The sequence below is a fragment of the Pseudomonas sp. 22072 genome, assembly GCF_052046095.1.
Taxonomy (GTDB): domain Bacteria; phylum Pseudomonadota; class Gammaproteobacteria; order Pseudomonadales; family Pseudomonadaceae; genus Aquipseudomonas; species Aquipseudomonas paracarnis.
In genome coordinates this window covers 39,014-63,046 of the sequence record NZ_JBQEQE010000021.1, presented here as the reverse complement: position 1 = coordinate 63,046, position 24,033 = coordinate 39,014, and the positions used below count along the sequence as shown (strand labels likewise).

Here is a 24,033-nt window from a genome sequence, read left to right as displayed (position 1 = left end):
GCCACCGGCCGGAGCCGCTCAAAAAAGCCGGTTGAGGCCGTCGTAGGCCGCGACCCGATAGGCTTCGGCCATGGTCGGGTAGTTGAAGGTGGTGTTGACGAAATACTTGAGGGTATTTTGCTCACCTGGCTGGTTCATGATCGCCTGGCCGATGTGCACGATCTCCGAGGCCTGGTAGCCGAAGCAATGCACGCCGAGTACTTCCAGGGTTTCGCGGTGGAACAGGATTTTCAGCATGCCTTGCGGCTCACCGGCAATCTGCGCACGCGCCATGCTCTTGAAGAACGCCTTGCCCACTTCGTAAGGCACCTTGGCCTTGGTCAGTTCGTGCTCGTTCTTGCCGATCGAGCTGATCTCGGGAATCGTGTAGATCCCGGTCGGCACGTCGTTCACGTAGCGCCAGCTGCCATTGTCGACAATGCTGCCAGCGGCCGAGCGGCCCTGGTCATGGGCGGCACTGGCCAGGCTTGGCCAGCCGATCACGTCACCGGCGCCGTAGATGTTCGGCACGCAGGTGCGGTAGTTCTCATCCACTTCGATCTGGCCACGGCTGTTGACCTTGACCCCGATGTTTTCCATGCCCAGCTTGTCGGTGTTGCCGGTACGGCCGTTGCACCACAGCAAGGCGTCGGCCTTGATCTTCTTGCCGGACTTGAGGTGCAGGATCACCCCGTTGTCCAGGCCTTCGACCCGCTCGTACTCTTCGTTGTGGCGCACGGTGATGTTGTTGTTGCTGAAATGGTAGCTCAACGCCTGGGAGATTTCCGAGTCGAGGAAGCTGAGCAACTGGTCACGGTTGTCCACCAGTTCGACCAGTACACCCAGGCCACTGAAGATCGAGGCGTATTCACAGCCGATCACGCCGGCGCCGTAGATGATAAGTTTGCGCGGGGTATGGCCCAGGCTCAGGATGGTATCGCTATCGTAGATACGCGGGTGGTGGAAATCGATGTCCGCCGGGCGATACGGGCGCGAACCGGTGGCGATGATGATGTGCTTGGCCACCAGTTTCTCGACCACGCCATTGGCGCAGACCACTTCGACGGTTTGCTCATCGGCAAAACTGCCGGTGCCGAAGAACAGGTCGACGCGGTTACGGGCGTAGTAGCCGGTACGCGAGGCGACTTGCTTGGAGATGACTTTTTCAGCGCTTTTCAGTACGTCCGGGAACGAGAACCAGCGCGGCTCACCAATGGCCCGGAACATCGGGTTGGTATTGAACTGCATGATCTGCCGTACCGAGTGACGCAACGCCTTGGACGGGATGGTACCCAGGTGGGTGCAGTTACCGCCGACCTGGCGACGGCTATCGACCATCGCCACCTTGCGCCCTGCTTTGGCAGCGTTCATCGCCGCACCTTCTCCAGCTGGGCCGGAACCCAGTACCACCACGTCGTAGTTGTAGACAGCCATGCGTACTCCTCAGAACAGGCCAGGCGTACGATTGGACGCCGGGCTAAATCATGCCGCGGCCAGCGAGCATGAAGGACAATTTGGCTCAAGTGTGTGAACCGGGGCACAGTCTATAGAAGGCCGAGCGCCGCGAACATTAACCCTTGGTCGCGTCGTAGGCCAGTGTTGCCATACTACAGGACGCACATCAGCGCCGAATTCAGGATGAGCCATTATGCGACAACTATTTTTCTGTTTGATGCTGATGGTGTCGCTCACGGCGCACGCCAACGACGCACAGCGGCTCAAGCAGGCAAGCTTCCCCGCACAGGTCGAGGGGCTGGCCCTGAAAAACCAGGCGGTGTTCAACTATCTCTGGGCGGATGTGTATGCCGCCGCGCTGTATGCACCCGCTGACCTACCGGCAAAGCAGGCCTGGGACCAGCAGAAGGCTGTGCGCCTGGCGCTGTATTACTTTCGCGACATTGACCGCGATGATGTGATCAAGGCGGCCACCGTCACCTTGGAGCGCCAGCAAGCCAATGCCGGGTTGAACCCAGAGATAGCCAAGCTGCACGCGCGCTTTCGGGATATTCGCAGCGGTGATCGCTACGCCCTGGATTTTCGTCCGGGGCGCGGGTTGAATCTGGAGATTAATGGGCAGGTGGTGTTCAGCAGCGGTGATGAGGAACTGGCACGGGCCTACCTGGGCATCTGGCTGGGACCCAAAGGGCTGTCCGACCGTTTGCGCAACACGCTACTCAAGTGATGAAGGTGTCGATCGTTCGCCATTGTAGGAGCGAGCTTGCTCGCGAAAAACTCACAGACGCCGCGTCTCTTCAGGCAGCCGGCGTTATCGTTGACGCTTTTCGCGAGCAAGCTCGCTCCTACAGAAAGCGAACACAACACTTCAGCCATAAAAAAGCCCCGAACCAGTCGGGGCTTTTTCATTCAGCGCAAAGGCTTAGCGCGGAAACGCAGGCGGGTTGACCCCAGCCATGTCTTCCATCACGCGAACCACCTGGCAGCTGTAACCGAACTCGTTGTCGTACCACACGTACAGCACAACACGGTTGTCCTGGGTGATGGTCGCTTCGGCGTCCACCACACCAGCATGGCGCGAGCCAACGAAGTCGGTGGAGACCACTTCCTGGGAATTGACGAAGTCGATCTGCTTATGCAGGTCGGAGTGCAGCGCCATGTAGCGCAGGTACTCGTTCATCTCTTCACGGGTGGCGGCTTTCTCAAGGTTGAGGTTGAGAATGGCCATCGACACGTTCGGCGTCGGTACGCGGATCGCGTTACCGGTCAGCTTGCCAGCCAGCTCAGGCAGGGCCTTGGCAGCAGCGGTAGCAGCACCGGTCTCGGTGATCACCATGTTCAACGCGGCGCTACGGCCACGGCGATCGCCTTTGTGGAAGTTGTCGATCAGGTTCTGGTCGTTGGTGTACGAGTGAACCGTCTCAACGTGGCCATTGACGATGCCGAACTTGTCATTCACAGCCTTGAGCACCGGCACGATGGCGTTGGTGGTGCAGGAAGCGGCGGACACGATCTTGTCGTCAGCGGTGATTTCAGCGTGGTTGATGCCGTGCACGATGTTCTTGAGCTTGCCCTTGCCAGGCGCGGTCAGCACAACGCGGTCGACACCCGGGCAAGCCAGGTGCTGGCCCAGGCCCTCGGCATCACGCCATACGCCAGTGTTGTCCACCAGCAAGGCGTTCTGGATGCCGTACTGGGTGTAATCCACCTCAGTCGGGTTCTTCGCGTAGATCACCTGGATCAGGTTACCGTTGGCGGTGATGGTGTTGTTTTCTTCGTCAATGGTGATGGTGCCATTGAACGAGCCGTGTACCGAATCGCGACGCAGCAGGCTGGCGCGCTTGGTCAGGTCGTTCTCGGCGCCTTTGCGCACCACGATGGCACGCAGGCGCAGGCCGTCGCCACCACCGGTTTTCTCGATCAGGATGCGCGCCAGCAGGCGGCCGATACGGCCAAAGCCGTACAACACCACGTCGGTGCCTTTGCGGGCGGCAGCGTTTTGCTGGCCAACCACATCGGCCATTTCTTCACGTACGAACTGCTCGGCAGTGCGGCCGGCGCCTTCTTTACGGAATTTGTAGGCCAACTTGCCCAGGTCTACCGAAGCCGCGCCGAGCTTGAGCTCGCTCATGGCTTTGAGCAGTGGGAATGTTTCGTGGACGGAGAGTTCGCTGTCGTCGGCGGAGCGATGGCGCGCAAAGCGGTGCGCTTTGAGAATCGCGATGACAGACTGGTTGATCAGGCTGCGGCCATAGATCGAGCTCACCACATTGTTATTGCGGTACAGCTGACCGATAAGCGGAATCATCGCTTCAGCGAGTGCTTCACGGTCGATCCATTCACCAAGACACTGGTCGGGCTTCTGAGTCACGGGAACCTTCCACATGTAGGGGCAGAAAAAAGGGGCTACATTATGTCGCCCGACTGAGCGTTGAGCAATGCGCGAAGGGCAACAAAAAGCCCTTGCAAAAAAATACCACCGCGCTACAGCCCAGGAAACACGCGGGTTCCAGAAGGCCACTAGTTTGGCGAGTAGGCCGACTTGTCCGTAACTCTCCTAAACATTCGCGCTTTTTGGCACTACATATTGAGTCAAAACCCGCCATTGTTTGTCTTAGCCACTACATTTCCTGCAAACCGTAATAGGCACAGTCAGCAACTGACAGGCGGCACCTGGGGCCGTTACAATTACTGACTTTGTCGCAACGCTTGGAGCTCAACCTTCCGTGCCCGTTCTGCGTCTACCGCTACTCCCTGCCGCGGCAGGTAAACAGCACTGGGGCAACCTGCCCGGTGCCGCCCTGAGCCTGGCCATTGCCGAGGCTGCCAGCGCAGCCAAGCGCTTTACCCTGCTGCTCACCGCCGACAGCCAAAGTGCCGAACGGTTGGAGCAGGAGCTGAGCTTCTTCGCCCCGGATTTGCCGGTGCTGCATTTTCCCGACTGGGAAACCCTGCCCTACGACCTGTTCTCGCCGCACCAGGACATCATCTCCCAGCGCATCGCCAGCCTGTACCGCTTGCCCGAACTGGCCCACGGCGTGCTGGTGGTGCCGATCACCACCGCCCTGCACCGCCTGGCACCGACCAAGTTCCTGCTCGGCAGCAGCCTGGTGCTGGACGTGGGCCAGAAGCTCGACGTCGAGCAGATGCGCACGCGCCTGGAAGCCAGCGGCTACCGCTGCGTCGACACGGTGTACGAGCACGGTGAGTTCGCGGTGCGCGGCGCTTTGATCGACCTGTTCCCGATGGGCAGCAAGTTGCCGTACCGCATCGACCTGTTCGATGACGAGATCGAGACGCTGCGCACCTTCGACCCGGAGAACCAGCGTTCCATCGACAAGGTCGACTCGATCAAGCTGCTGCCGGCGCGGGAATTCCCGTTGCAAAAAGACGCGGTAACACGCTTCAAGGCGCGCTTTCGTGAGCGCTTCGATGTGGACTTCCGTCGCTGCCCGATCTTCCAGGACTTGAGCAGCGGGATTACACCTGCCGGTATCGAGTACTACCTGCCGTTGTTCTTCGACGAAACCTCCACCCTCTTCGACTACCTGCCGCAGGACACCCAGGTGTTCTCGCTGCCGGGTATCGAACAGGCGGCGGAAAACTTCTGGAACGATGTGCGCAACCGCTACGAAGAACGCCGCGTCGATCCATCACGGCCTTTACTGCCGCCCGCTGAACTGTTCCTGCCAGTTGAAGACTGCTTCGCGCGCCTGAAAAACTGGCCGCGTGTGGTCGCCAGCCAGCAGGACGTGGACGCCGGCAGCGGCCGCGAGCGTTTCCCGGCGAGCGCGTTACCCGATCTGGCGATCCAGGCCAAAGCCACGCAACCGCTGGAGGCGCTGTCTAACTTCCTCAGTGACTTCCCGGGCCGCGTGCTGTTTACCGCCGAATCCGCCGGGCGTCGCGAAGTGCTGCTGGAGCTGTTGGAACGCCTGAAGCTGCGGCCGAAAACCGTCGACAGCTGGCCGGATTTTGTCGCCAGCAAAGAGCGCCTGGCAATCACCATCGCGCCGCTGGACGAAGGGCTGCAGCTGGATGACCCGGCGCTGGCCTTGATCGCCGAAAGCCCGCTGTTCGGCCAGCGCGTGATGCAGCGCAGGCGCCGGGAAAAACGCGCCGATGCCAACAACGAAGCGGTGATCAAGAACCTCACCGAGCTGCGCGAAGGCGCGCCGGTGGTGCATATCGACCACGGTGTAGGCCGCTACCTGGGCTTGCAGACTCTGGAGATCGACAACCAGGCCGCCGAATTCCTCACCATGGAATACGCCGAGGGCGCCAAGCTCTACGTGCCGGTGGCCAACCTGCACCTGATCGCCCGCTACACCGGCAGCGACGACGCCTTGGCGCCGTTGCACCGCCTGGGCTCCGAGACCTGGCAGAAAGCCAAGCGCAAGGCCGCCGAACAGGTGCGCGACGTGGCCGCCGAACTGCTCGACATCTATGCCCGCCGTGCTGCCCGCGAAGGTTATGCCTTCGCCGACCCGAAAGCCGACTACGCCACTTTCAGCGCCGGCTTCGCCTTCGAAGAAACCCCGGACCAGCAAACCACCATCGAAGCGGTGCGCGCCGACATGCTCGCGCCCAAGCCGATGGATCGCCTGGTGTGCGGCGACGTGGGCTTCGGCAAGACCGAAGTGGCCATGCGTGCAGCCTTTATTGCGGTACACGGCGGTCGCCAGGTGGCGATCCTGGTGCCAACCACCCTGCTTGCCCAGCAGCACTACAACAGCTTCCGCGACCGCTTTGCCGACTGGCCGGTGACCGTGGAGGTGATGAGCCGCTTCAAGTCCGCCAAGGAAGTGAATGCCGCCGTCGCCGATCTGGCCGAGGGCAAAATCGACATCGTCATCGGTACTCACAAGCTGCTGTCGGACGATGTGAAGATCAAGAACCTGGGCCTGGTGATCATCGACGAAGAACACCGCTTTGGTGTGCGCCAGAAAGAACAGCTCAAGGCCCTGCGCAGTGAAGTCGATATCCTCACCCTCACCGCCACGCCAATTCCGCGCACGCTGAACATGGCGGTGTCGGGCATGCGCGACCTGTCGATCATCGCCACGCCACCGGCGCGTCGCCTGTCGGTGCGCACCTTCGTGATGGAGCAGAACAAGAGCACGGTCAAGGAAGCCCTGCTGCGCGAACTGCTGCGCGGCGGCCAGGTGTATTACCTGCACAACGATGTGAAAACCATCGAGAAATGCGCCGCCGACCTCGCCGAACTGGTACCTGAGGCCCGTATCGCCATCGGCCACGGGCAGATGCGCGAGCGCGAACTCGAACAGGTGATGAGCGACTTCTACCACAAGCGCTTCAACGTGCTGATCGCCTCGACCATCATTGAGACCGGCATCGACGTGCCGAGCGCCAACACGATCATCATCGAGCGTGCCGACAAGTTCGGCCTGGCGCAGCTGCACCAATTGCGCGGTCGCGTCGGGCGCAGTCACCACCAGGCCTATGCCTACCTGCTCACACCGCCGCGCCAGCAGATCACTTCCGATGCGGAAAAACGCCTGGAAGCGATCGCCAATACCCAGGACCTCGGGGCTGGCTTTGTATTGGCTACCAATGACCTGGAAATCCGGGGTGCCGGTGAATTGCTCGGCGACGGCCAGAGCGGGCAGATCCAGGCGGTGGGTTTCACGCTGTATATGGAGATGCTCGAACGCGCGGTAAAAGCCATTCGCAAAGGCGAACAACCGAACCTCGACCAACCCTTGGGCGGCGGCCCGGAAATCAACCTGCGCTTGCCGGCGCTGATTCCCGAAGACTACCTGCCGGATGTGCATGCACGGTTGATCCTGTACAAGCGCATTGCCTCGGCGGCCGACGAAGAAGGCCTCAAGGACTTGCAGGTAGAGATGATCGACCGTTTTGGCCTGCTGCCGGAACCGACCAAGAACCTGGTGCGCCTGACCCTGCTCAAGTTGCAGGCCGAGCAGTTGGGTATCAAGAAAGTCGACGCAGGGCCGCAAGGCGGACGTATCGAATTCGAAGCGCAGACGCCGGTCGACCCGTTGGTGCTGATCAAGCTGATCCAGGGCCAGCCCAACCGCTACAAGTTCGAAGGGGCTACGCTGTTCAAGTTCATGGTGCCGATGGAACGTGCCGAAGAACGCTTCAACACCTTGGAGGCGCTGTTTGAACGCCTCATTCCGAAATCCGTTTAAGGACGCCCCCATGCGCGTGTTCCGTATTTTGAGCCTGTTGTTGGTGGTACTCGCACCTTCGGCCTTTGCCGACAGCCTGTATCAGGTGGAAATGATCCTGGTGCGCCAGAATGCAGAGCCGGTGATCAGTAGCCGCGCCGCGCCGGAAAACTGGGATGCCGGAGCGCCGCGCCTGGGTGAGCGGATGAGCCCGCCGCGCCTGGGCAATATCGTCGACAAGCTGCGCGCCGACGCCAACTACACGGTATTGGCCCACAAGGCCTGGGAACAGAACCTTGGCGAGCAAGCGGTGAAGGTGGCGATCACCGACGGCCAGGAGCAATTCGGCCAGTTCCCTATCGAAGGGGTGTTGAGCCTGCAACTGGGGCGCTTTACCGATATCGACGCGGACTTCTGGATCAACCAGTTCGATGGCAACGGCAGCGTGATCGCCAGCGAACACTTGAGCCAGAAAGACGTGCGCACCAAGAACAACCAGCTCAACTACCTGGACGGCGGCCACCTGGCGCTGCTGATCAAGATCACCTCGCTGACCGCCAAGCCACCCAGCGCACCACCGCCCGACCTTCAGGACTGATTGCGCGCCATGCCCCTGACGTCGTCGTTGACCAAACCCCTGGCCCCTTCGTGGGCCAATCGCTTCAAAGAGCAAAGCCTCGAGCGCGGGCGGCGCTACGCCCTGGAGAACCGCGTGCGCATCGTCGAGTGCGGCGACAGCACCATCACCGCCAGTTGCGAAGGCTCGGGTGGCAACGTTTACCGCCAGACCATCTCACTGCGCGAATCGGCCAAGGGCCTGCTGATCCTGGTGGACAGCCGCTGCACGTGCCCGGTGCACACCAACTGCAAACACATCGCGGCGGTGCTGCTCAAGGTCCAGGAAACCCTGGCCTACCCGGCAGCGGCCCAGGATGCGCAACTGCTGGAAAAACTCCAGGCCGTGCTCGATAACCGCGTTGTCCTGCCGCAGGTGGTGATGGACGACGTGCAACCGGTGCCACGCCTGTGGCTGGCCAGCGTGGAATTCAGCGCGTTCGAGCCGCGCAACGGCAAGATGCAGCGCTATATCCAGCACCGTGCGGCGCTGTCGTTCAACTACCTGGGCAACTATGTCAGCGGGCAAAAAAATGCCGACATCATTGTGCGCCAGGAGACGCAGAGCTTGCGAATCAAGCGCCAACCAGAGCAAGAACAGGCCTATCGCGAACACCTGCGCCTGCTTGGCTTCAAGATCGCCACGCGCCAGAGCAAGGCCCTGCCGGAAAGCGCCGGCGAGCTGTTCGAGATGGTCAATGACAGTGCCTGGCTGAACTTCACCCTCAATGTGTCGCCCACTTTGCGTGCCGAGGGTTGGGAGCTGCAGATCGATGAAGACTTCGGCTTTGACCTCAGCCCCGTCGATGACTGGTATGCCACGGTCGATGAAGGGCCGGAACGCGATTGGTTCGACCTGGAGCTGGGCATCATCGTCAACGGCGAACGCTTGAGCCTGCTGCCGATCCTGCTGAACCTGATGCGCTCTCATACCGAGATCCTCAACCCGGAGAAACTCGCGCGGCGCCGCGATGAAGAGCTGATCCTGGTGAACATCCCCGGCCTGCCCAACGGCCACGGCCCGCTGCAAGTGGCGCTGCCCTACGGCCGCTTGAAGCCGGTACTGGCGACCCTCGGCGAGTTCTACCTGCAGGAAGCCGGCACCACCGCGCTGCGCTTGGCCAAGGCCGACGCCATACGCCTCAACCCGCTGGAAGACCTGCCTCTGCAATGGGAAGGCGGCGAGAAGATCCGCAACTTCGCCCAGCGTCTGCGCGATATCAAGGATTTCACCTGCGTGGCGCCCGAAGGTCTGAATGCGACCTTGCGCCCCTACCAGCTGGAAGGTCTGAGCTGGATGCAGTCGCTGCGCCAACTGGAGGTGGGTGGGATACTCGCGGATGACATGGGCCTGGGCAAAACCTTGCAGACCCTGGCGCACATCCTCACCGAAAAAAACGCAGGGCGCCTTGATCGGCCGTGCATGGTCGTGATGCCTACCAGCCTGATTCCGAATTGGCTTGATGAGGCGGCGCACTTCACCCCGCAGTTGAGAGTGCAAGCACTTTATGGCGCAGGACGTAAGAAACATTTCGCCAACCTGAATGACTACGACCTGTTGCTGACCACCTACGCCCTGCTGCCCAAGGACATTGAACAGCTCGCCGCCCTGCCCTTGCACGTCTTGATCCTGGATGAAGCGCAGTACATCAAGAACCCGTCCAGCAAGGCGGCCCAGGCCGCACGCGAGCTGAATGCCCGCCAGCGCCTGTGCCTGAGCGGCACGCCTTTGGAAAACCACTTGGGCGAACTGTGGTCGCTGTTCCACTTCCTGCTGCCGGGCTGGCTGGGCGACGTGAAGAGCTTCAACCGTGATTACCGCGTGCCGATTGAAAAACGTGCCAGCGAGGTGCGATTGCAGCACCTCAACGGTCGGATCAAACCCTTCCTGCTACGCCGCACCAAGGAACAAGTGGCAACCGAACTGCCACCCAAGACCGAAATCATCCACTGGGTCGACCTCAACGAGGCCCAGCGCGACGTGTACGAAACCATGCGCCTGGCCATGGATAAAAAGGTCCGCGACGAGATCACCCGCAAGGGCGTGGCCCGCAGCCAGATCATCATCCTCGAAGCCCTGCTCAAACTGCGCCAGGTGTGCTGCGACTTGCGCCTGGTCAACGACGCCAACCTGCCCGCCCGCGGTAGCAGCTCGGGCAAGCTCGACAGCCTGATGGACATGCTCGACGAGCTGTTTGCCGAAGGCCGCCGGATCCTGCTGTTCTCACAGTTCACCTCGATGCTGAGCCTGATCGAGGCCGAACTGAAAAAGCGCGGCATTGCCTACGCCCTGCTGAACGGCCAGACCCGGGATCGACGTACACCGGTGAAGGATTTCCAGAGCGGTAAGTTGCAGATCTTTTTAATCAGCCTGAAGGCCGGCGGCGTCGGCTTGAACCTGACCGAAGCCGACACGGTTATCCACTATGACCCCTGGTGGAACCCGGCCACGGAAAACCAGGCCACCGACCGTGCATACCGCATCGGGCAGGAAAAGCCGGTGTTCGTGTACAAGATGATTGCCCGGGGCACGGTGGAGGAGAAAATCCAGCATTTGCAGAAGGAGAAGTCCGATCTGGCTGCGGGCGTGCTGGATGGGCGAACGACGGGGGATTGGCAGTTGGGCAATGACGAGATTGAAGCGTTGTTTGCGCCGTTGCCCAATAAGCAAGAGAAGCGCTGACTGTTAGGCCGCCTTCGCGAGCAAGCCAGCTCCCACACCTGAATGTATTCACAAATCAAAATGTGGGAGCTGGCTTGCCTGCGATGGCCGCGCTTCGGTTTTCAGTCGATCAACTGCGCATCACGCAACGCAGTAAGCGCTGTCAGCCAACGCGGATCCTGTTTGTAATCAGTCGACGCAACCGCCTGCCCACGCATACGCGCAATCCGCGCCGATGGCGTGACCTTCATCCGCTGTGCTGCACTGAGCGCCAGCTCGGCCGCCGCACGGTCATTGCACACCAAGCCCATGTCACAACCAGCGGTCAGCGCCGCTTCGATCCGACTGGCCGCATCGCCGACCACATGGGCGCCGGCCATGGACAGGTCATCGCTGAAGATCACCCCGTCAAACTGCAACTCACCGCGCAGGATGTCCTGCAACCAGCGACGCGAAAAACCAGCAGGCTGGGCATCGACCTGCGGGTAGATGACGTGCGCCGGCATCACGGCGGCTAATTGCTTGCTCAGGCGTGCGAAAGGCACCAGGTCGTTGGCGCGAATCTGCTCCAGGCTGCGCTCGTCATTGGGAATGGCGACGTGGGAATCGGCCTCGGCCCAACCATGGCCAGGGAAGTGCTTGCCGGTGGCGGCCATGCCGGCGCTGTTCATGCCACGGATAAAGGCACCCGCGAGCACGGCAGCGCGCTCGGGGTCGCCTTCGAAAGCACGGGTACCGACCACGGCGCTGCGTTGGTAGTCGAGGTCCAGCACGGGGGCAAAACTCAGGTCCAGGCCCACCGCCAGCACCTCGGTGGCCATGATCCAGCCGCACTGCTCAGCCAGGTATTCAGCGTTTGGGTTATCCGCCAGCGCACGCATGGCCGGCAGGCGCACGAAGCCTTGACGCAGACGCTGTACGCGGCCGCCTTCCTGGTCCACAGCCAGCAGCAGGTCCGGGCGCACTGCGCGAATGGCTGCGCTCAATTCGCGAACCTGGCGTGGGTGCTCGATATTGCGCGCAAAAATGATCAGGCCGCCCACTTCCGGTTGGCGCAACAGATGACGATCCTCGGCCGTGAGCCAGGTACCGGCGACGTCGACCATCAAAGAACCTTGCAGGGCAGCAGTCATAAACCTTCCTTAAATAACGCACACAACCCGTGGTCCCTGCCAGACACGGCAAGGACGACGGGTTGCGAATAAATAGCTGAAATCGGCATGGCGGCTAGCTTAGCGGATGCAAGCGGCCGCGCCCACCCGCAGCGATCAAACCTTGGCGGCGACCGGTACGGTTTTGCTGCGCGGGCGCAACTGGGCGGTGGCCATGGCCGGGTCGGTGACGCCGGTTTCGGCGCGCATGCCAGCGGCAAGGAACGGCACCATCAGGCGCATGACTTGCTCGATGGACGTGTTCACACCGAAATCGGTCTCGGCAATTGCCCGCAACGCCTTGATACCCGACATGCTGAAAGCTGCGGCACCGAGCATGAAATGCACACGCCAGAACAGTTCGATAGGCGGAATACGCGGCGCCGCTTCGTTGACCAGCAGCATATAGCGGCGGAACACCTTGCCGTACATGTCTTCCAGATAACGGCGCAAGTGGCCCTGGCTCTGGCTGAACGCCAGGCCAAGCAGGCGCATGAAGATCGATAAATCGTTGCCGCTACGGGGCTGCACGACCAACGCTTGCTCCACGAGGATTTCCAGCAGCTCTTCCAGGCTGGGCTTGTGATCGGCCTTGGCCTGGCGGCGTTCCAGCTCACGGTCGAGGCTGGCGCAGAACGGGCCCAGAAAGCGTGAGAACACCGCCTGGATCAGGGCCTTTTTCGAGCCGAAGTGGTAATTCACGGCGGCCAGGTTGACCCCAGCCTTGCTGGTGATCAGACGCAATGAAGTTTCAGCAAATCCTTTTTCCGCGAACAATTGCTCGGCAGCATCGAGAATGCGTTCAACGGTTTCCGACTGGGCCATGGCTACTCCGCCTGACAAACACTTGTTTGAAACATACGTTTCAGAGTGTGTCTTGTCAAGCCTGCGGGTCCGCTTTGCGGCTGGTCGGTCATCTGTTTCACCGCTATTTAATCATATCCTCGCAGCTCTGTAGGCAGCGCCGCTTCTGCTCTGTAGGACGGCTGACGGATGACCGTCCAGCGGAGCCGCCAAAAAGGATGATTGCCAAGCGCAGTTCACTGTATATAATCCCAGTCACTGTATAAAAAGACAGAGCGATCAACATGCTAAAACTGACGCCACGCCAAGCTGAGATTCTGGCTTTTATCAAGCGCTGCCTTGATGACAATGGTTACCCGCCTACTCGTGCGGAGATTGCCCTGGAATTGGGGTTCAAGTCCCCGAACGCCGCCGAGGAACACCTCAAGGCCCTCGCTCGCAAAGGTGCGATCGAGATGACCCCGGGTGCTTCGCGGGGTATTCGCATCCCTGGCTTCGAAGCCAAGGCAGACGAGTCGACATTGCCGATCATCGGTCGCGTCGCCGCAGGTGCGCCGATCCTGGCGCAGCAGCACGTCGAGGAATCCTGCAACATCAACCCGACCTTCTTCCATCCGCGTGCCGACTACCTGTTGCGTGTGCACGGCATGAGCATGAAGGACGTGGGCATCTTCGACGGCGACCTGCTGGCCGTGCATACCACCCGCGAAGCCCGCAATGGCCAGATCGTCGTTGCCCGTATCGGCGACGAGGTCACGGTCAAACGCTTCAAGCGCGAAGGCAGCAAGGTCTGGCTCCTGGCCGAAAACCCTGAGTTTGCCCCGATCGAAGTCAACCTGAAAGACCAGGACCTGGTGATCGAAGGCTTGAGTGTCGGCGTCATTCGCCGTTAAAGGAGGCATCATGCAGCTCGTGCACACCCCACAACACACACAACTGTCGCTGTTCGAGGCCTTCATGGCCCAGCCCCTTGCGCCAATCCTCAAGGAAACGGTCGAAGCCCCCTGGGGCGGCGAACCTGAGGCGTTCAGTGAATTGTCGTTGCGCGGTGCGGCTGAGAGCTGCCTGAACCTGCTGGCACCTATCCTGCGCGAATTGAGCGAAGATCAGGACGCCCGCTGGCTGACATTGATCGCCCCGCCCGCCAGCCTCACCCAGGCCTGGCTGCGGGACGCCGGGCTCAACCGCGAGCGCATCCTGTTGCTGCAACCACGCGGCGCACAAAGCGCCCAGCAACTAACCTGCGAAGCCTTGCGCCTGGGCCGTAGCCATACGGTGGTGAGCTGGTTGAACCCACTGAATGCCAGCGCCAAGCAGCAACTTATCAGCGCTGCGCGCACGGGTGATGCACAGAGTTTGAATATTCGATTGGGGTAATGATGGGCGCGCCACAGAAGCAGCCTTCACGAAGGACTCAGTGAAGAACGCGCGGCCCTTCTTCTTTCTCCGGCTCGCCTTCGGCAAGGCGACCTGCCATCTGCACACCCACGCTCAACATGGCTTTAGCCACTTCGACGTGCTGGCCTTGCAGGAAGACTTTGGCGTCTTCGGAGAAATCCAGAATAACCAGAGAACCCTCGTCCTCCGCCCGGCGCAGTTCGATTCGGCCGTCAGGCAGTTCAACAATTTCCAGAAAGGACGTTGGCATAAAAGTCTGTTCTCCACGAAAGGCCTGGATTATATCAGTCATCCACCCAGCCTCGCAGGGGATATGGACAGGTTTGTTGACGGCTTGATGAATGGTGCCCTAGGGAACACGCTTCTCTGTGTGGGAGCTGGCTTGCCTGCGATGGCGGTGGGTCAGTTATCACAGGGCTTTTCTGACTCGCCTCTATCGCAGCATGGGCATCACAGAACTTTGCAAGCTGTAGCAGCCAACGGTAACCACGATGCGAAGCGAGCCGGTCCTGATCTTGATCTGCTTGTGATCTTGATCTGCTTGTGATCTTGATCTGGCTTTTGATCTTAGGCGCCCCGTTAAACCACGCTGGCCGAGCCTAGGCGAGGTGCCGAGTGGTGGGGCAAGAGCGCTTTGGTTACTTTCGCGCTTTTCGAAAGTGACCCGCCGGCGGAACCCTAAGTGGCCGTTACCGCAGGAATGGATATGTACTCGGTATAACAGGGTCGCCTGTCAGGCCGCCATCGCAGGCAAGCCAGCTCCCACAGTTTGATCGCAGGGAATCAGGTAGATAGGTGTCGGCTGGCAGGCCGTCATCGCAGGCAAGCCAGCTCCCACATTTGGATCCTAGGGCGTCAGGTAGATAAGCGTCGGCCGTCCGGCCGTCGCGGGAGCAAGCTCCATCGCCACAGGTTCAGCGTCGCTGCGCAGCCAGCCCCCTCATTTACTCCTTCAACACTCGTTGAGCCCTTCACGAAAGCGCAGCGCCATCTTCTTCAACTCCTGGCGCCAGCCTTCCAACTCTTCGCGGCTCAAAGGCTTGGGCTCATCCTGTTCCAAGGCCACGGCGACGATCAGCGGCTGGGTGACATCCCCCTTGGGCACATGGGGAATACGCGGCGGCTGAAACATATCCGCATGTGCTTTGAGCAGCCGCGCCACCCAACTGTCGGGGCTCTGGGCCATTTCCACCAGTTCGGCCAACTCGGGGATCGCCATGGCGTCCAGCACTTCACGATTCATGATCATTTCTGCACGCGGCACACCGGCCTGGGGTAGGCGGTAGAACCCGGCGATTTCATGGCACAGCCCCAGCAAGGCACCGTACAGGTGGAACAACGCCGCTTCGCGCCCCGCCTGTACCAGCGCGATGGCGTTCATCTCTTTCCCTTCCTCGGCACGGCCAAGGGCCTCCAGGGATAAACCCGCGAAGTAAATTTTCTGATTGGTACGGGTATAGAGTTCGTTGGCCATGACGGCAATCTCCACAACGAATAGGCGTGATGCTGACTGCGTAGGAGCGAGCTTGCTGTGGCGAGGGAGCTTGCTCCCGCTCGACTGCGTAGCAGTCGCCAGCTATTGGGGGCGCTTCGCACCCCAGCGCAAGCAAGCTTGCTCGCCACAACAAACTCAATCCTACAGTAAGCAAAAGCCGTCTATACAGACGGCTTTTGGCGTTAACAGACTAGCGGATCAAGCGCCCTGGCGCTTGTCCTCGACCTTCCACTTGCCGCCGTCGTAGAACGCTTTCCAGCCAGTAGGCTTGCCGTCCACTTCGGTCTGCACGTACTGCTCCTTGGTCTTGCGGCTGTAGCGGATCACGGCTGGACGACCATCCGGGTCCTTCTTCGGCGCTTCACACAGGAAGTGGTACTTCGGATCGATCTCGTCCTTGTGCGGCACGATCTCCATCACCAGTGGCGCACGGGTCTCGCGGTTTTTCGGGAACTGGCTCGCAGCCAGGAACAGCCCCGAAGCGCCGTCACGCAGGATGTAGGTGTCGTTGACCTTCTCGCACTTGAGCTCGGGCATTTTCACCGGGTCCATCTTCGGCGGCGCCGCATCACCGCTTTTCAGCAGTTTGCGGGTGTTCTTGCAGGTTGGGTTGGTGCACCCGAAGAACTTGCCGAAACGGCCAGTCTTGAGCTGCATCTCGCTGCCGCACTTGTCGCATTCCAGGCTCGGGCCTTCATAGCCCTTGATGCGATAGGTGCCCTCTTCGATCTCGTAGCCGTTGCAATCCGGGTTGTTACCACAAATATGCAGCTTGTGCTTCTCGTCCAGCAGGTAGGCGTCCATCGCCGTGCTGCAGATTGGGCAACGGTGCTTGCCACGCAGCACCAGCGACTCGGACTCACCCTCGTCGTCAGCCGCGATTTCATCGCCCGGTACCAGGTTGACGGTCGCCTTGCAGCGCTCTTTGGGCGGCAGGCTGTAGCCCGAGCAACCGAGGAACACGCCGGTGGAGGCGGTACGAATCTGCATCGGTCGACCGCAGGTAGTGCACGGAATATCCGTCATCACCGGCTGGTTGGCGCGCATCCCGTTCTCGGGGTTCTCAGCCACTTCGAGCTTTTTCTTGAAGTCGCCGTAGAACTCGTCCAGCACGTTTTTCCAGTCGCGTTCGCCCTGGGCCACGTCATCGAGGTTCTCTTCCATGCCGGCAGTGAAGCCGTAGTCCATCAGGTTGGAGAAGCTCTCCGACAGACGCTCGGTCACGATGTCACCCATCTTTTCCGAATAGAAACGACGGTTGTGCAACGCAACGTAGCCACGGTCCTGGATGGTGGAAATGATCGCCGCGTAGGTCGACGGACGACCGATACCGCGCTTCTCCATCTCTTTCACCAGGCTGGCTTCGGAATAACGCGCCGGTGGCTTGGTGAAGTGCTGGGACGGGTCGAGCTTGATCAGCTTCAGCGTGTCGCCCTGGGCCATGTCCGGCAGCACATCATCATCGCCAGGCTTGGCGATCTGCGGCATCACACGGGTGTAGCCGTCGAACTTGAGGATACGGCCCTTGGCACGCAACTCGAAATCGCCCGCGCCCACGCTGACGGTAGTAGACAGGTATTGCGCCGGCAGCATCTGGCAGGCCAGGAACTGGCGCCAGATCAGCTCGTAGAGGCGCTCAGCGTCGCGCTCCATGCCGCTCAGCTTGGCAGGCGTGGTGTTGGCGTCAGAAGGACGAATCGCTTCGTGAGCCTCTTGTGCGCCTTCCTTGCTGCTGTAGACGTTCGGCTTCTCCGGCAGGTAGGTCTTGCCGAATTCGCTTTCAATATAGGTACGCGCCATCGCCACCGCGTCTTGCGAGAGGTTGGTGGAGTCCGTACGCATATAGGTGATGTAGCCAGCCTCATACAGACGCTGGGCCATCATCATGGTCTTCTTCACCCCGAAGCCCAGGCGGTTGCTCGCGGCCTGTTGCAGGGTGGAGGTGATGAACGGCGCCGACGGCTTGCTGCTGGTCGGTTTGTCTTCACGCTTGACGATGCTGTAGCTGGAAGCCTTGAGCTTCTCCAGCGCGGCCATGGCCTGGGCTTCGTTCAGCGGTTTGAAGGCCTCGCCTTTCTCACGGGCCACTTCAAAGCGCACATTGGCGCCCTTGGCAGTGCCGAGGTCGGCGTGGACTTCCCAGTATTCTTCAGGAATGAACGCACGGATCTCGCGCTCACGTTCCACCACCAGCTTCACCGCAACCGATTGCACACGGCCGGCGGACAGACCACGAGCGATCTTCGCCCACAGCAGTGGCGAGACCATGTAGCCGACGACGCGGTCGAGGAAGCGACGGGCCTGCTGGGCGTTGACACGGTCGATGTCCAGCTCGCCCGGCTTGGAGAAGGCTTCCTGAATGGCTTTCTTGGTGATTTCGTTGAACACCACGCGCTTGTAGCGGCTGTCATCACCGCCGATGGCTTCGCGCAGGTGCCAGGCAATGGCTTCCCCTTCGCGGTCCAAGTCCGTCGCGAGATAGATGGTGTCAGCATCTTTGGCGAGCCGGCGCAGCTCTTCGATGACCTTTTCCTTGCCCGGAAGGATTTCGTACTTGGCCTTCCAGCCATGGTCCGGGTCCACACCCATGCGCGAAACCAGTTGCTTGCGCGCTTTTTCTTTAGGCGTGAGTACCGGACCTTCGCCCGCGGCGGCCTTGCCGCGCTTGGCGGCAGGCTCCTTGCTGGCGCTAGCCGAACCGCTGGTGGGCAGGTCTCGGATATGGCCGATACTCGACTTCACCACGTACTCGTTGCCCAAGTACTTGTTGATGGTCTTGGCCTTAGCCGGGGATTCCACAATGACCAGCGATTTGCCCATGGATCGGAAAATTCCTGAATTCGAGAAGTGAAAGGCAGTTGGCGCCTGACGCGGCAACGCTATATATAGTGGCAACCGGATGAGGTCAAGCGCAGCATTCTGCGCGACCTGCCGTTATTGCCCTGTAAAAAGACTGGGTTCGGCCGTGACCAAAGCAAAGCGCGGGACCTGCTCGCCGTCAACTTCGACGGTCTCCAGGAACATGCTCAAAGGGCGCACCCAAAAGCCGTATTCGCCATACAGCGCTTGGTAAAACACCACTTCTTCTTCGGTTTCAGAGTGGCGCGCCACGCTGAAAACACGGTACTGCGGCCCCTTGTAATGCTGGTAGAGCCCTGGTTCGACTTTCATGCTCTGGCCCTCATGCAAAATTTGTTGAAAAAAAATATTTAAAAGTTCCAAAAAACAAAAACCGGGGCACTGGGCCCCGGCTTCCGTCAACCGAACGTTTAGACGCGTTCGAAGACGGTAGAGATGCCTTGGCCGAGACCAATGCACATGGTTGCAACCCCAAGGTTGCCGCCATTTTGCTTCATCACGTTAAGCAAAGTGCCAGAGATACGTGCACCGGAGCAACCGAATGGGTGGCCCAGGGCAATCGCACCGCCGTGCAGGTTAACCTTCTCGTTCATCTTGTCGAGTACTTTCAAATCTTTCAGCACTGGCAGGGCCTGTGCGGCGAAAGCTTCGTTGAGCTCGAAGAAGTCGATATCGGAGATGGAAAGGCCTGCGCGCTTCAAGGCTTTTTGTGTGGCCGGTACTGGACCATAGCCCATGATCGCCGGATCCACACCCGCCACCGCCATCGAACGAATCACGGCCAGCGGCTGGATACCCAGGTCCTGGGCACGCTGTGCCGACATCACGATCATGCACGAAGCACCATCGGTGATTTGCGAGGAAGTACCGGCTGTCACGGTGCCGCCCTTTGGATTGAAGGCTGGCTTGAGGGCCGCCAGGCTTTCCAGGGTAGTGTCCGGACGAATGGTTTCGTCGTAGTCGAACAGTTTCAGGAAGCCATTCTCGTCGTAGCCGTTCATCGGGATGATTTCATCCTTGAACTTGCCTTCCACAGTCGCCTTGTGGGCGAGCTGGTGGGAGCGCAGGCCGAAGGCGTCCTGGGCTTCACGGGTGATGCCGTGCATTTTGCCGAGCATTTCCGCGGTAAGGCCCATCATGCCCGAGGCTTTCGCCGCGTAGAGGGACATGTGCGGGTTAGGATCGACGCCGTGCATCATGCTGACGTGGCCCATGTGCTCCACGCCGCCGACCACGAACACATCGCCGTTGCCGGTCATGATCGCTTGCGCAGCGGTGTGCAGCGCGCTCATCGACGAACCACACAGACGGCTGACGGTCTGGCCGGCCGCGGTGTGCGGGATCTGGGTCATCAACGACGCCATGCGCGCGATGTTCCAGCCCTGCTCCAGGGTCTGGTTGACGCAGCCCCAGATCACGTCCTCGACTTCGTTCGGGTCGACCTTGGTGTTGCGCTCCAGCACTTTGCTGATCAGGTGCGCCGACATGTCTTCGGCGCGGGTGTTGCGGTGCATGCCGCCCTTGGAGCGGCCCATCGGCGTACGACCGAAGTCGACGATCACGACGTCTCTTGGATTCAAGCTCATAAATATTCTCGCTCTAGTCGTCTGGGCACTTAACCGAAGAAGCTCTGGCCATTCTTGGCCATTTCACGCAGCTTCGCGGTCGGGTGGTACAGCGGGCCCAGATCAGCGTACTGATCAGCCAGGGCAACGAACTGGGCCACACCGATGGAGTCGATGTAACGCAGCGCACCACCACGGAATGGAGGGAAACCAATGCCGTACACCAGGCCCATATCGGCTTCGGCGGCGGTTTCGACGATGCCGTCTTCCAGGCAACGCACGGTTTCCAGGCACAGGGCGATCATCATCCAGTTGATGATGTCCTCGTCGGACACCTCACGCTGTTCGTAGATGACCGGAGCGAGTACTTCGTGCACCGACGGGTCGGCCACTTTCTTCTGCTTGCCCTTCTTGTCGGTCTCGTAGGCGTAGAAGCCCTTGCCGTTCTTCTGGCCCAGGCGCTTGGCTTCGTAGAGTGCATCGACAGCCGAACGACGGTCGTCTTTCATGCGGTCCGGGAAGCCTTCAGCCATGACGTCGCGACCGTGGTGGCCGGTGTCGATGCCGACCACGTCCATCAGGTACGCCGGGCCCATGGGCCAGCCGAATTTTTCCATGACCTTGTCGATGCGCACAAAATCTACACCGGCGCTGACCAGCTTGGCGAAACCGCCAAAGTACGGGAACAGCACGCGGTTGACCAAAAAGCCCGGGCAATCGTTGACGACGATCGGGTTCTTGCCCATTTTCTTGGCGTAGGCAACGGTGGTGGCCACGGCCAGCTCGCTGGACTTCTCGCCACGGATCACTTCTACCAGCGGCATCATGTGCACCGGGTTGAAGAAGTGCATGCCGACGAAGTTTTCCGGACGCTTGAGGGCCTTGGCCAGCAGCGAGATGGAAATGGTCGAGGTGTTGGAGGCCAGGATGGTGTCATCTTTGACCTGGGCTTCCACTTCAGCCAGTACGGCTTGCTTGACCTTCGGGTTTTCGACAACCGCTTCGACCACCAGGTCGACGTGGCCGAAATCGCCGTAGGACAGCGTAGGACGAATGCCGTTAAGCACTTCAGCCATTTTTGCAGCGGTCATGCGACCTTTATCAACGCGGCCCACCAGCAGCTTGGCGGCTTCGGCCAGGCCCTGCTCGATACCGTGTTCGTTGATGTCTTTCATCAGGATCGGCGTGCCTTTGGACGCCGACTGATAGGCGATACCGCCGCCCATGATACCGGCGCCGAGTACGGCGGCCTGTTTCACGTCCTTGGCGATTTCGTCGTAGGCCTTGGCCTTTTTCTTCAGTTCCTGATCGTTCAGGAACAGGCCGATCAGGCTCTGGGCCGCCGAGGTTTTCGCCAGTTTGACGAAGCCTGCCGCTTCCACTTCCAGGGCTTTGTCGCGACCGAAGTTCGCGGCCTTCTGGATGGTCTTGATCGCTTCCACCGGCGCCGGGTAGTTCGGGCCGGCCTGGCCGGCCACGAAACCTTTGGCGGTTTCGAACGACATCATCTGTTCGATGGCGTTGAGCTTGAGTTTTTCCAGCTTCGGCTGACGCTTGGCCTTGTAGTCAAATTCGCCGCTGATGGCGCCCTTGATCAGGTTCAGCGCGGCTTCGGCCAATTTGTCCGGGGCAACGACAGCGTCGACAGCACCGACTTTCAGTGCATCTTCAGCTTTGTTTTCCTTGCCGGCGGCGATCCATTCGATCGCGTTGTCGGCACCGATCAGGCGCGGCAGGCGCACGGTACCGCCAAAGCCTGGGTAGATGCCCAGCTTGACTTCCGGCAGGCCGATCTTGGCCGTCGCAGACATGACGCGGAAGTCTGCCGCCAGGCACATTTCCAGGCCGCCGCCCAACGCGATGCCATTGATGGCAGCAACGGTCGGCACGTTGAGGTCTTCGAAATCGCTGAAGATCTTGTTGGCTTCGAGGTTGCCAGCCACCAGCTCGGCATCGGGCAGCTTGAAGTTGTCGACGAATTCGGTGATGTCAGCGCCGACGATAAACACGTCCTTGCCGCTGGAGACGATCACGCCCTTGACCGAAGCATCTGCTTTGATGGTGTCTACGGCCTGACGCAGTTCGTTCAGGGTTAGACGGTTGAACTTGTTGACGGACTCACCCTTGAGGTCGAATTTGAGTTCGACGATGCCACTTTCAAGAGCCTTAACCGTGATGGCTTTACCTTCGTAAATCATCAACTGATCTCCACGATATGGAAGCTGAACAGTACACACTGGACGCTGGTCTCTGGTTTGACATTGACAGTTGAATCAATGCTCACGCCAATCCGCCAGGCACACCCGCCAGTGCGATAGTCGGGTTTTGTATGAGTCGTCTGACAGGCAAACGCTCAATTCATACGCCCGTTTGATTTGGGTACGCCACCTTCATCCAATTCCGAGCAATTGTCAATCGCTCCAAAGGCTAGGAAAAACGCGACTTTCCGGTCATTTCAGAACCCGGCCCACCGGCTGGCCACCCGCCAATATTCAAATATTCACAGGATCAATAATAGAAAAGGTGTGGGAAAAAGCTGTACAGAACGCAATACACGGCTAGGCTAGCGGCAACCTACAGATTTACCGGCCTGCCTGGCCAGCTCCAGCCCGATGATGATGTCGGGCTTTTTATTGGCCGGCTTTTCTGTAGGAGCGAGCTTGCTCGCGAAAACCTGGAGAGCGCCGCGTATAGCCTGGTTATCCGCGTTATCGTTGGCGATTTTCGCGAGCAAGCTCGCTCCTACAGGTGTGGGTCAGGCCAGGGCCTTGAGCAGCGTATCAATATCTTTCAGGACGCTCGCGTCGCCCTTTTCGCCCCAATACAGGGCAATCATTTGTTTGTCGGCCTCGACCTTGTAGACGTTTGCCGGCAGCGTTGCAAAATGCGGCAACAACTTCTCATCCACACAGGGTTCACGCCACTGATTGACCCACAGCCCGGGCTCCAGCTGCCAGTAGCTCCAGGTTGCGGGCGCGTTGCCGCGTCGTGGCCGGCAATACTGCGCGCACGGGCTCGGCGGCTCCTGTTTGAGCCAGTGCGGCCACTCCTGGGGCGCCAACTGCATGGCCAGCCCGATGCGGCGTGCCTCCATGCGCAGGGCCATGCGCCCACTCTGCTGGCGCGAAGGGCGCAGCCATACCAGGGGGCTTAAAACCACCGCAAGGATTGACACCACTATCCAGACCGTCATATGTGTACTCCCGAATTTCTAGATGAGCGGATTTGATCTGCGGCAACCCCATCCGCTTGAAAGCAGCCATACTGAACTTATTGCAGCCCCCTGGAGGAACGCCTCATGCCCTACGAACATATTCTGGTCGCTGTCGACCTGACCGAAGAGTGCGATCCAGTGATCAAGCGCGCACAGGAATCCGCGATTGCCAATGGCGCCAAACTGTCGTTGGTACACATCGTCGAGCCCATGGCTATGGCCTTTGGTGGTGACGTGCCAATGGACCTTTCCCAACTGCAGCAGCAACAGTTCGACCAGGCCAAGGAGCGCCTTGACCGCTTGATTCTCAAGTATCCCAAGGTCAGCAAGGAAAATTCCCATCTTACCTACGGCCAACCGCGCCAGGAAATCCACCACTTGGCCAAAGAACAGGGTTGTGACCTGATCGTAGTGGGTAGTCATGGGCGACACGGTTTGGCACTGCTGCTGGGCTCGACCGCCAATGATGTATTGCACGGCGCACCGTGCGATGTACTGGCCGTCAAACTGGTAAAGAGTTCGTAAGACCGATGAAGGTCTAATGTGGGAGCTGGCTTGCCTGCGATAGCGGTGTATCANGACAGACTGCTATCGCAGGCAAGCCAGCTCCCACAGTTGAATCGCATTTCATATTAAAAAGCCCGGCGCTCATAGAAGAGCGCCGGGCTTTTTTATTGCGGG

General features: G+C 60.0%; 19 protein-coding genes. 7 read left to right on the top strand and 12 right to left on the bottom strand.

All coding sequences use genetic code 11. The features are described 5' to 3' along the window. Positions 1–18: 18 nt before the first annotated feature. Positions 19–1,413, bottom strand: coding sequence for a Si-specific NAD(P)(+) transhydrogenase (gene sthA / locus ACTJLA_RS20235; protein WP_003189670.1), 1,395 nt, complete (start codon positions 1,411–1,413; stop codon positions 19–21). Positions 1,414–1,627: 214 nt separating this feature from the next. Here sthA and ACTJLA_RS20230 point away from each other — a divergent pair, with 214 nt between their 5' ends. Further along, the gene (locus ACTJLA_RS20230) at positions 1,628–2,161 is read left to right on the top strand and encodes a chalcone isomerase family protein (RefSeq protein WP_200582824.1); all 534 of its coding nucleotides are present in this window, start codon (positions 1,628–1,630) and stop codon (positions 2,159–2,161) included. Positions 2,162–2,356: 195 nt separating this feature from the next. Here ACTJLA_RS20230 and ACTJLA_RS20225 read toward each other — a convergent pair whose 3' ends face one another. After that, the gene (locus ACTJLA_RS20225; protein WP_032873405.1) at positions 2,357–3,820 is read right to left on the bottom strand and encodes a glyceraldehyde-3-phosphate dehydrogenase; all 1,464 of its coding nucleotides are present in this window, start codon (positions 3,818–3,820) and stop codon (positions 2,357–2,359) included. A gap of 340 nt (positions 3,821–4,160) precedes the next feature. Here ACTJLA_RS20225 and mfd point away from each other — a divergent pair, with 340 nt between their 5' ends. The 3 genes from mfd to ACTJLA_RS20210 are packed head-to-tail and all read left to right on the top strand — an operon-like array spanning position 4,161 to position 10,887. Then, entirely contained in the window at positions 4,161–7,610 is a 3,450-nt protein-coding gene (gene mfd, locus ACTJLA_RS20220) for a transcription-repair coupling factor (RefSeq protein WP_440841980.1), read from the top strand. Between the two features lie 10 nt (positions 7,611–7,620). Beyond that, entirely contained in the window at positions 7,621–8,187 is a 567-nt protein-coding gene (locus tag ACTJLA_RS20215) for a CsiV family protein (protein WP_072446777.1), read from the top strand. 9 nt (positions 8,188–8,196) lie between these two features. Further along, positions 8,197–10,887, top strand: coding sequence for a DEAD/DEAH box helicase (locus ACTJLA_RS20210; RefSeq protein WP_440841978.1), 2,691 nt, complete (start codon positions 8,197–8,199; stop codon positions 10,885–10,887). A 101-nt stretch (positions 10,888–10,988) separates the two neighbouring features. On the opposite strand, the gene nagZ is transcribed toward ACTJLA_RS20210, so the two are convergent. Together nagZ and ACTJLA_RS20200 are read right to left on the bottom strand one after the other, a co-directional pair. Beyond that, positions 10,989–11,999, bottom strand: coding sequence for a beta-N-acetylhexosaminidase (gene nagZ / locus ACTJLA_RS20205; protein WP_019818244.1), 1,011 nt, complete (start codon positions 11,997–11,999; stop codon positions 10,989–10,991). 135 nt (positions 12,000–12,134) lie between these two features. Next, positions 12,135–12,842 carry a TetR/AcrR family transcriptional regulator gene (locus tag ACTJLA_RS20200; RefSeq protein WP_034126647.1) on the bottom strand — a complete coding sequence of 236 codons (708 nt, stop codon included), beginning with the start codon at positions 12,840–12,842 and terminating at the stop codon, positions 12,135–12,137. 263 nt (positions 12,843–13,105) lie between these two features. On the opposite strand from ACTJLA_RS20200, the gene lexA reads away from it, so the two are divergent. Both lexA and sulA read left to right on the top strand, forming a co-directional pair. Then, positions 13,106–13,714, top strand: coding sequence for a transcriptional repressor LexA (lexA, locus tag ACTJLA_RS20195; RefSeq protein WP_003172575.1), 609 nt, complete (start codon positions 13,106–13,108; stop codon positions 13,712–13,714). Positions 13,715–13,724: 10 nt separating this feature from the next. After that, positions 13,725–14,198 (top strand): SOS-induced cell division inhibitor SulA, encoded by a 474-nt coding sequence (sulA, locus tag ACTJLA_RS20190; protein WP_005786162.1) that lies wholly within the window; start codon positions 13,725–13,727, stop codon positions 14,196–14,198. 37 nt (positions 14,199–14,235) lie between these two features. On the opposite strand, the gene ACTJLA_RS20185 is transcribed toward sulA, so the two are convergent. From ACTJLA_RS20185 to ACTJLA_RS20150, 8 genes are all read right to left on the bottom strand, one after another. Next, positions 14,236–14,469 carry a hypothetical protein gene (locus tag ACTJLA_RS20185; protein ID WP_003189656.1) on the bottom strand — a complete coding sequence of 78 codons (234 nt, stop codon included), beginning with the start codon at positions 14,467–14,469 and terminating at the stop codon, positions 14,236–14,238. 702 nt (positions 14,470–15,171) lie between these two features. Then, positions 15,172–15,693: a DUF6586 family protein gene (locus ACTJLA_RS20180; RefSeq protein WP_314548265.1), complete on the bottom strand. Its 522-nt coding sequence runs from the start codon at positions 15,691–15,693 to the stop codon at positions 15,172–15,174. 219 nt (positions 15,694–15,912) lie between these two features. Next, positions 15,913–18,534, bottom strand: a complete 2,622-nt coding sequence (gene topA, locus ACTJLA_RS20175) for a type I DNA topoisomerase (RefSeq protein ID WP_003189652.1) — start codon at positions 18,532–18,534, stop codon at positions 15,913–15,915. Between the two features lie 114 nt (positions 18,535–18,648). Continuing rightward, positions 18,649–18,885 (bottom strand): DUF1653 domain-containing protein, encoded by a 237-nt coding sequence (locus ACTJLA_RS20170; protein WP_003189651.1) that lies wholly within the window; start codon positions 18,883–18,885, stop codon positions 18,649–18,651. Between the two features lie 98 nt (positions 18,886–18,983). Continuing rightward, positions 18,984–20,159, bottom strand: coding sequence for an acetyl-CoA C-acyltransferase FadA (fadA, locus tag ACTJLA_RS20165; RefSeq protein WP_003189650.1), 1,176 nt, complete (start codon positions 20,157–20,159; stop codon positions 18,984–18,986). A 29-nt stretch (positions 20,160–20,188) separates the two neighbouring features. Next, positions 20,189–22,336, bottom strand: a complete 2,148-nt coding sequence (gene fadB, locus ACTJLA_RS20160; protein WP_003189649.1) for a fatty acid oxidation complex subunit alpha FadB — start codon at positions 22,334–22,336, stop codon at positions 20,189–20,191. Between the two features lie 365 nt (positions 22,337–22,701). Further along, positions 22,702–22,872, bottom strand: a complete 171-nt coding sequence (locus tag ACTJLA_RS20155) for a hypothetical protein (protein WP_196492034.1) — start codon at positions 22,870–22,872, stop codon at positions 22,702–22,704. A 21-nt stretch (positions 22,873–22,893) separates the two neighbouring features. Further along, on the bottom strand, positions 22,894–23,331 hold the full coding sequence (locus tag ACTJLA_RS20150) for a hypothetical protein (RefSeq protein ID WP_072446782.1): 438 nt from the start codon (positions 23,329–23,331) through the stop codon (positions 22,894–22,896). A gap of 105 nt (positions 23,332–23,436) precedes the next feature. Between ACTJLA_RS20150 and ACTJLA_RS20145 the strand changes: the two genes are divergently transcribed. Beyond that, positions 23,437–23,877, top strand: a complete 441-nt coding sequence (locus tag ACTJLA_RS20145; protein ID WP_034126643.1) for a universal stress protein — start codon at positions 23,437–23,439, stop codon at positions 23,875–23,877. Positions 23,878–24,033 lie beyond the last annotated feature (156 nt).

Excerpts from the sequence above, each read along its gene's own strand:
- ACTJLA_RS20180 (WP_314548265.1), bottom strand. The coding sequence starts at position 15,693 with ATGGCCAACGAACTCTATACCCGTACCAATCAGAAAATTTACTTCGCG.
- ACTJLA_RS20185 (WP_003189656.1), bottom strand. The coding sequence starts at position 14,469 with ATGCCAACGTCCTTTCTGGAAATTGTTGAACTGCCTGACGGCCGAATC.
- lexA (WP_003172575.1), top strand. The coding sequence starts at position 13,106 with ATGCTAAAACTGACGCCACGCCAAGCTGAGATTCTGGCTTTTATCAAG.
- fadB (WP_003189649.1), bottom strand. The coding sequence starts at position 22,336 with ATGATTTACGAAGGTAAAGCCATCACGGTTAAGGCTCTTGAAAGTGGC.
- nagZ (WP_019818244.1), bottom strand. The coding sequence starts at position 11,999 with ATGACTGCTGCCCTGCAAGGTTCTTTGATGGTCGACGTCGCCGGTACC.
- ACTJLA_RS20145 (WP_034126643.1), top strand. The coding sequence starts at position 23,437 with ATGCCCTACGAACATATTCTGGTCGCTGTCGACCTGACCGAAGAGTGC.
- ACTJLA_RS20215 (WP_072446777.1), top strand. The coding sequence starts at position 7,621 with ATGCGCGTGTTCCGTATTTTGAGCCTGTTGTTGGTGGTACTCGCACCT.
- ACTJLA_RS20150 (WP_072446782.1), bottom strand. The coding sequence starts at position 23,331 with ATGACGGTCTGGATAGTGGTGTCAATCCTTGCGGTGGTTTTAAGCCCC.
- fadA (WP_003189650.1), bottom strand. The coding sequence starts at position 20,159 with ATGAGCTTGAATCCAAGAGACGTCGTGATCGTCGACTTCGGTCGTACG.
- ACTJLA_RS20225 (WP_032873405.1), bottom strand. The coding sequence starts at position 3,820 with ATGTGGAAGGTTCCCGTGACTCAGAAGCCCGACCAGTGTCTTGGTGAA.
- ACTJLA_RS20230 (WP_200582824.1), top strand. The coding sequence starts at position 1,628 with ATGCGACAACTATTTTTCTGTTTGATGCTGATGGTGTCGCTCACGGCG.
- sthA (WP_003189670.1), bottom strand. The coding sequence starts at position 1,413 with ATGGCTGTCTACAACTACGACGTGGTGGTACTGGGTTCCGGCCCAGCT.
- ACTJLA_RS20170 (WP_003189651.1), bottom strand. The coding sequence starts at position 18,885 with ATGAAAGTCGAACCAGGGCTCTACCAGCATTACAAGGGGCCGCAGTAC.
- sulA (WP_005786162.1), top strand. The coding sequence starts at position 13,725 with ATGCAGCTCGTGCACACCCCACAACACACACAACTGTCGCTGTTCGAG.
- ACTJLA_RS20200 (WP_034126647.1), bottom strand. The coding sequence starts at position 12,842 with ATGGCCCAGTCGGAAACCGTTGAACGCATTCTCGATGCTGCCGAGCAA.
- topA (WP_003189652.1), bottom strand. The coding sequence starts at position 18,534 with ATGGGCAAATCGCTGGTCATTGTGGAATCCCCGGCTAAGGCCAAGACC.
- ACTJLA_RS20210 (WP_440841978.1), top strand. The coding sequence starts at position 8,197 with ATGCCCCTGACGTCGTCGTTGACCAAACCCCTGGCCCCTTCGTGGGCC.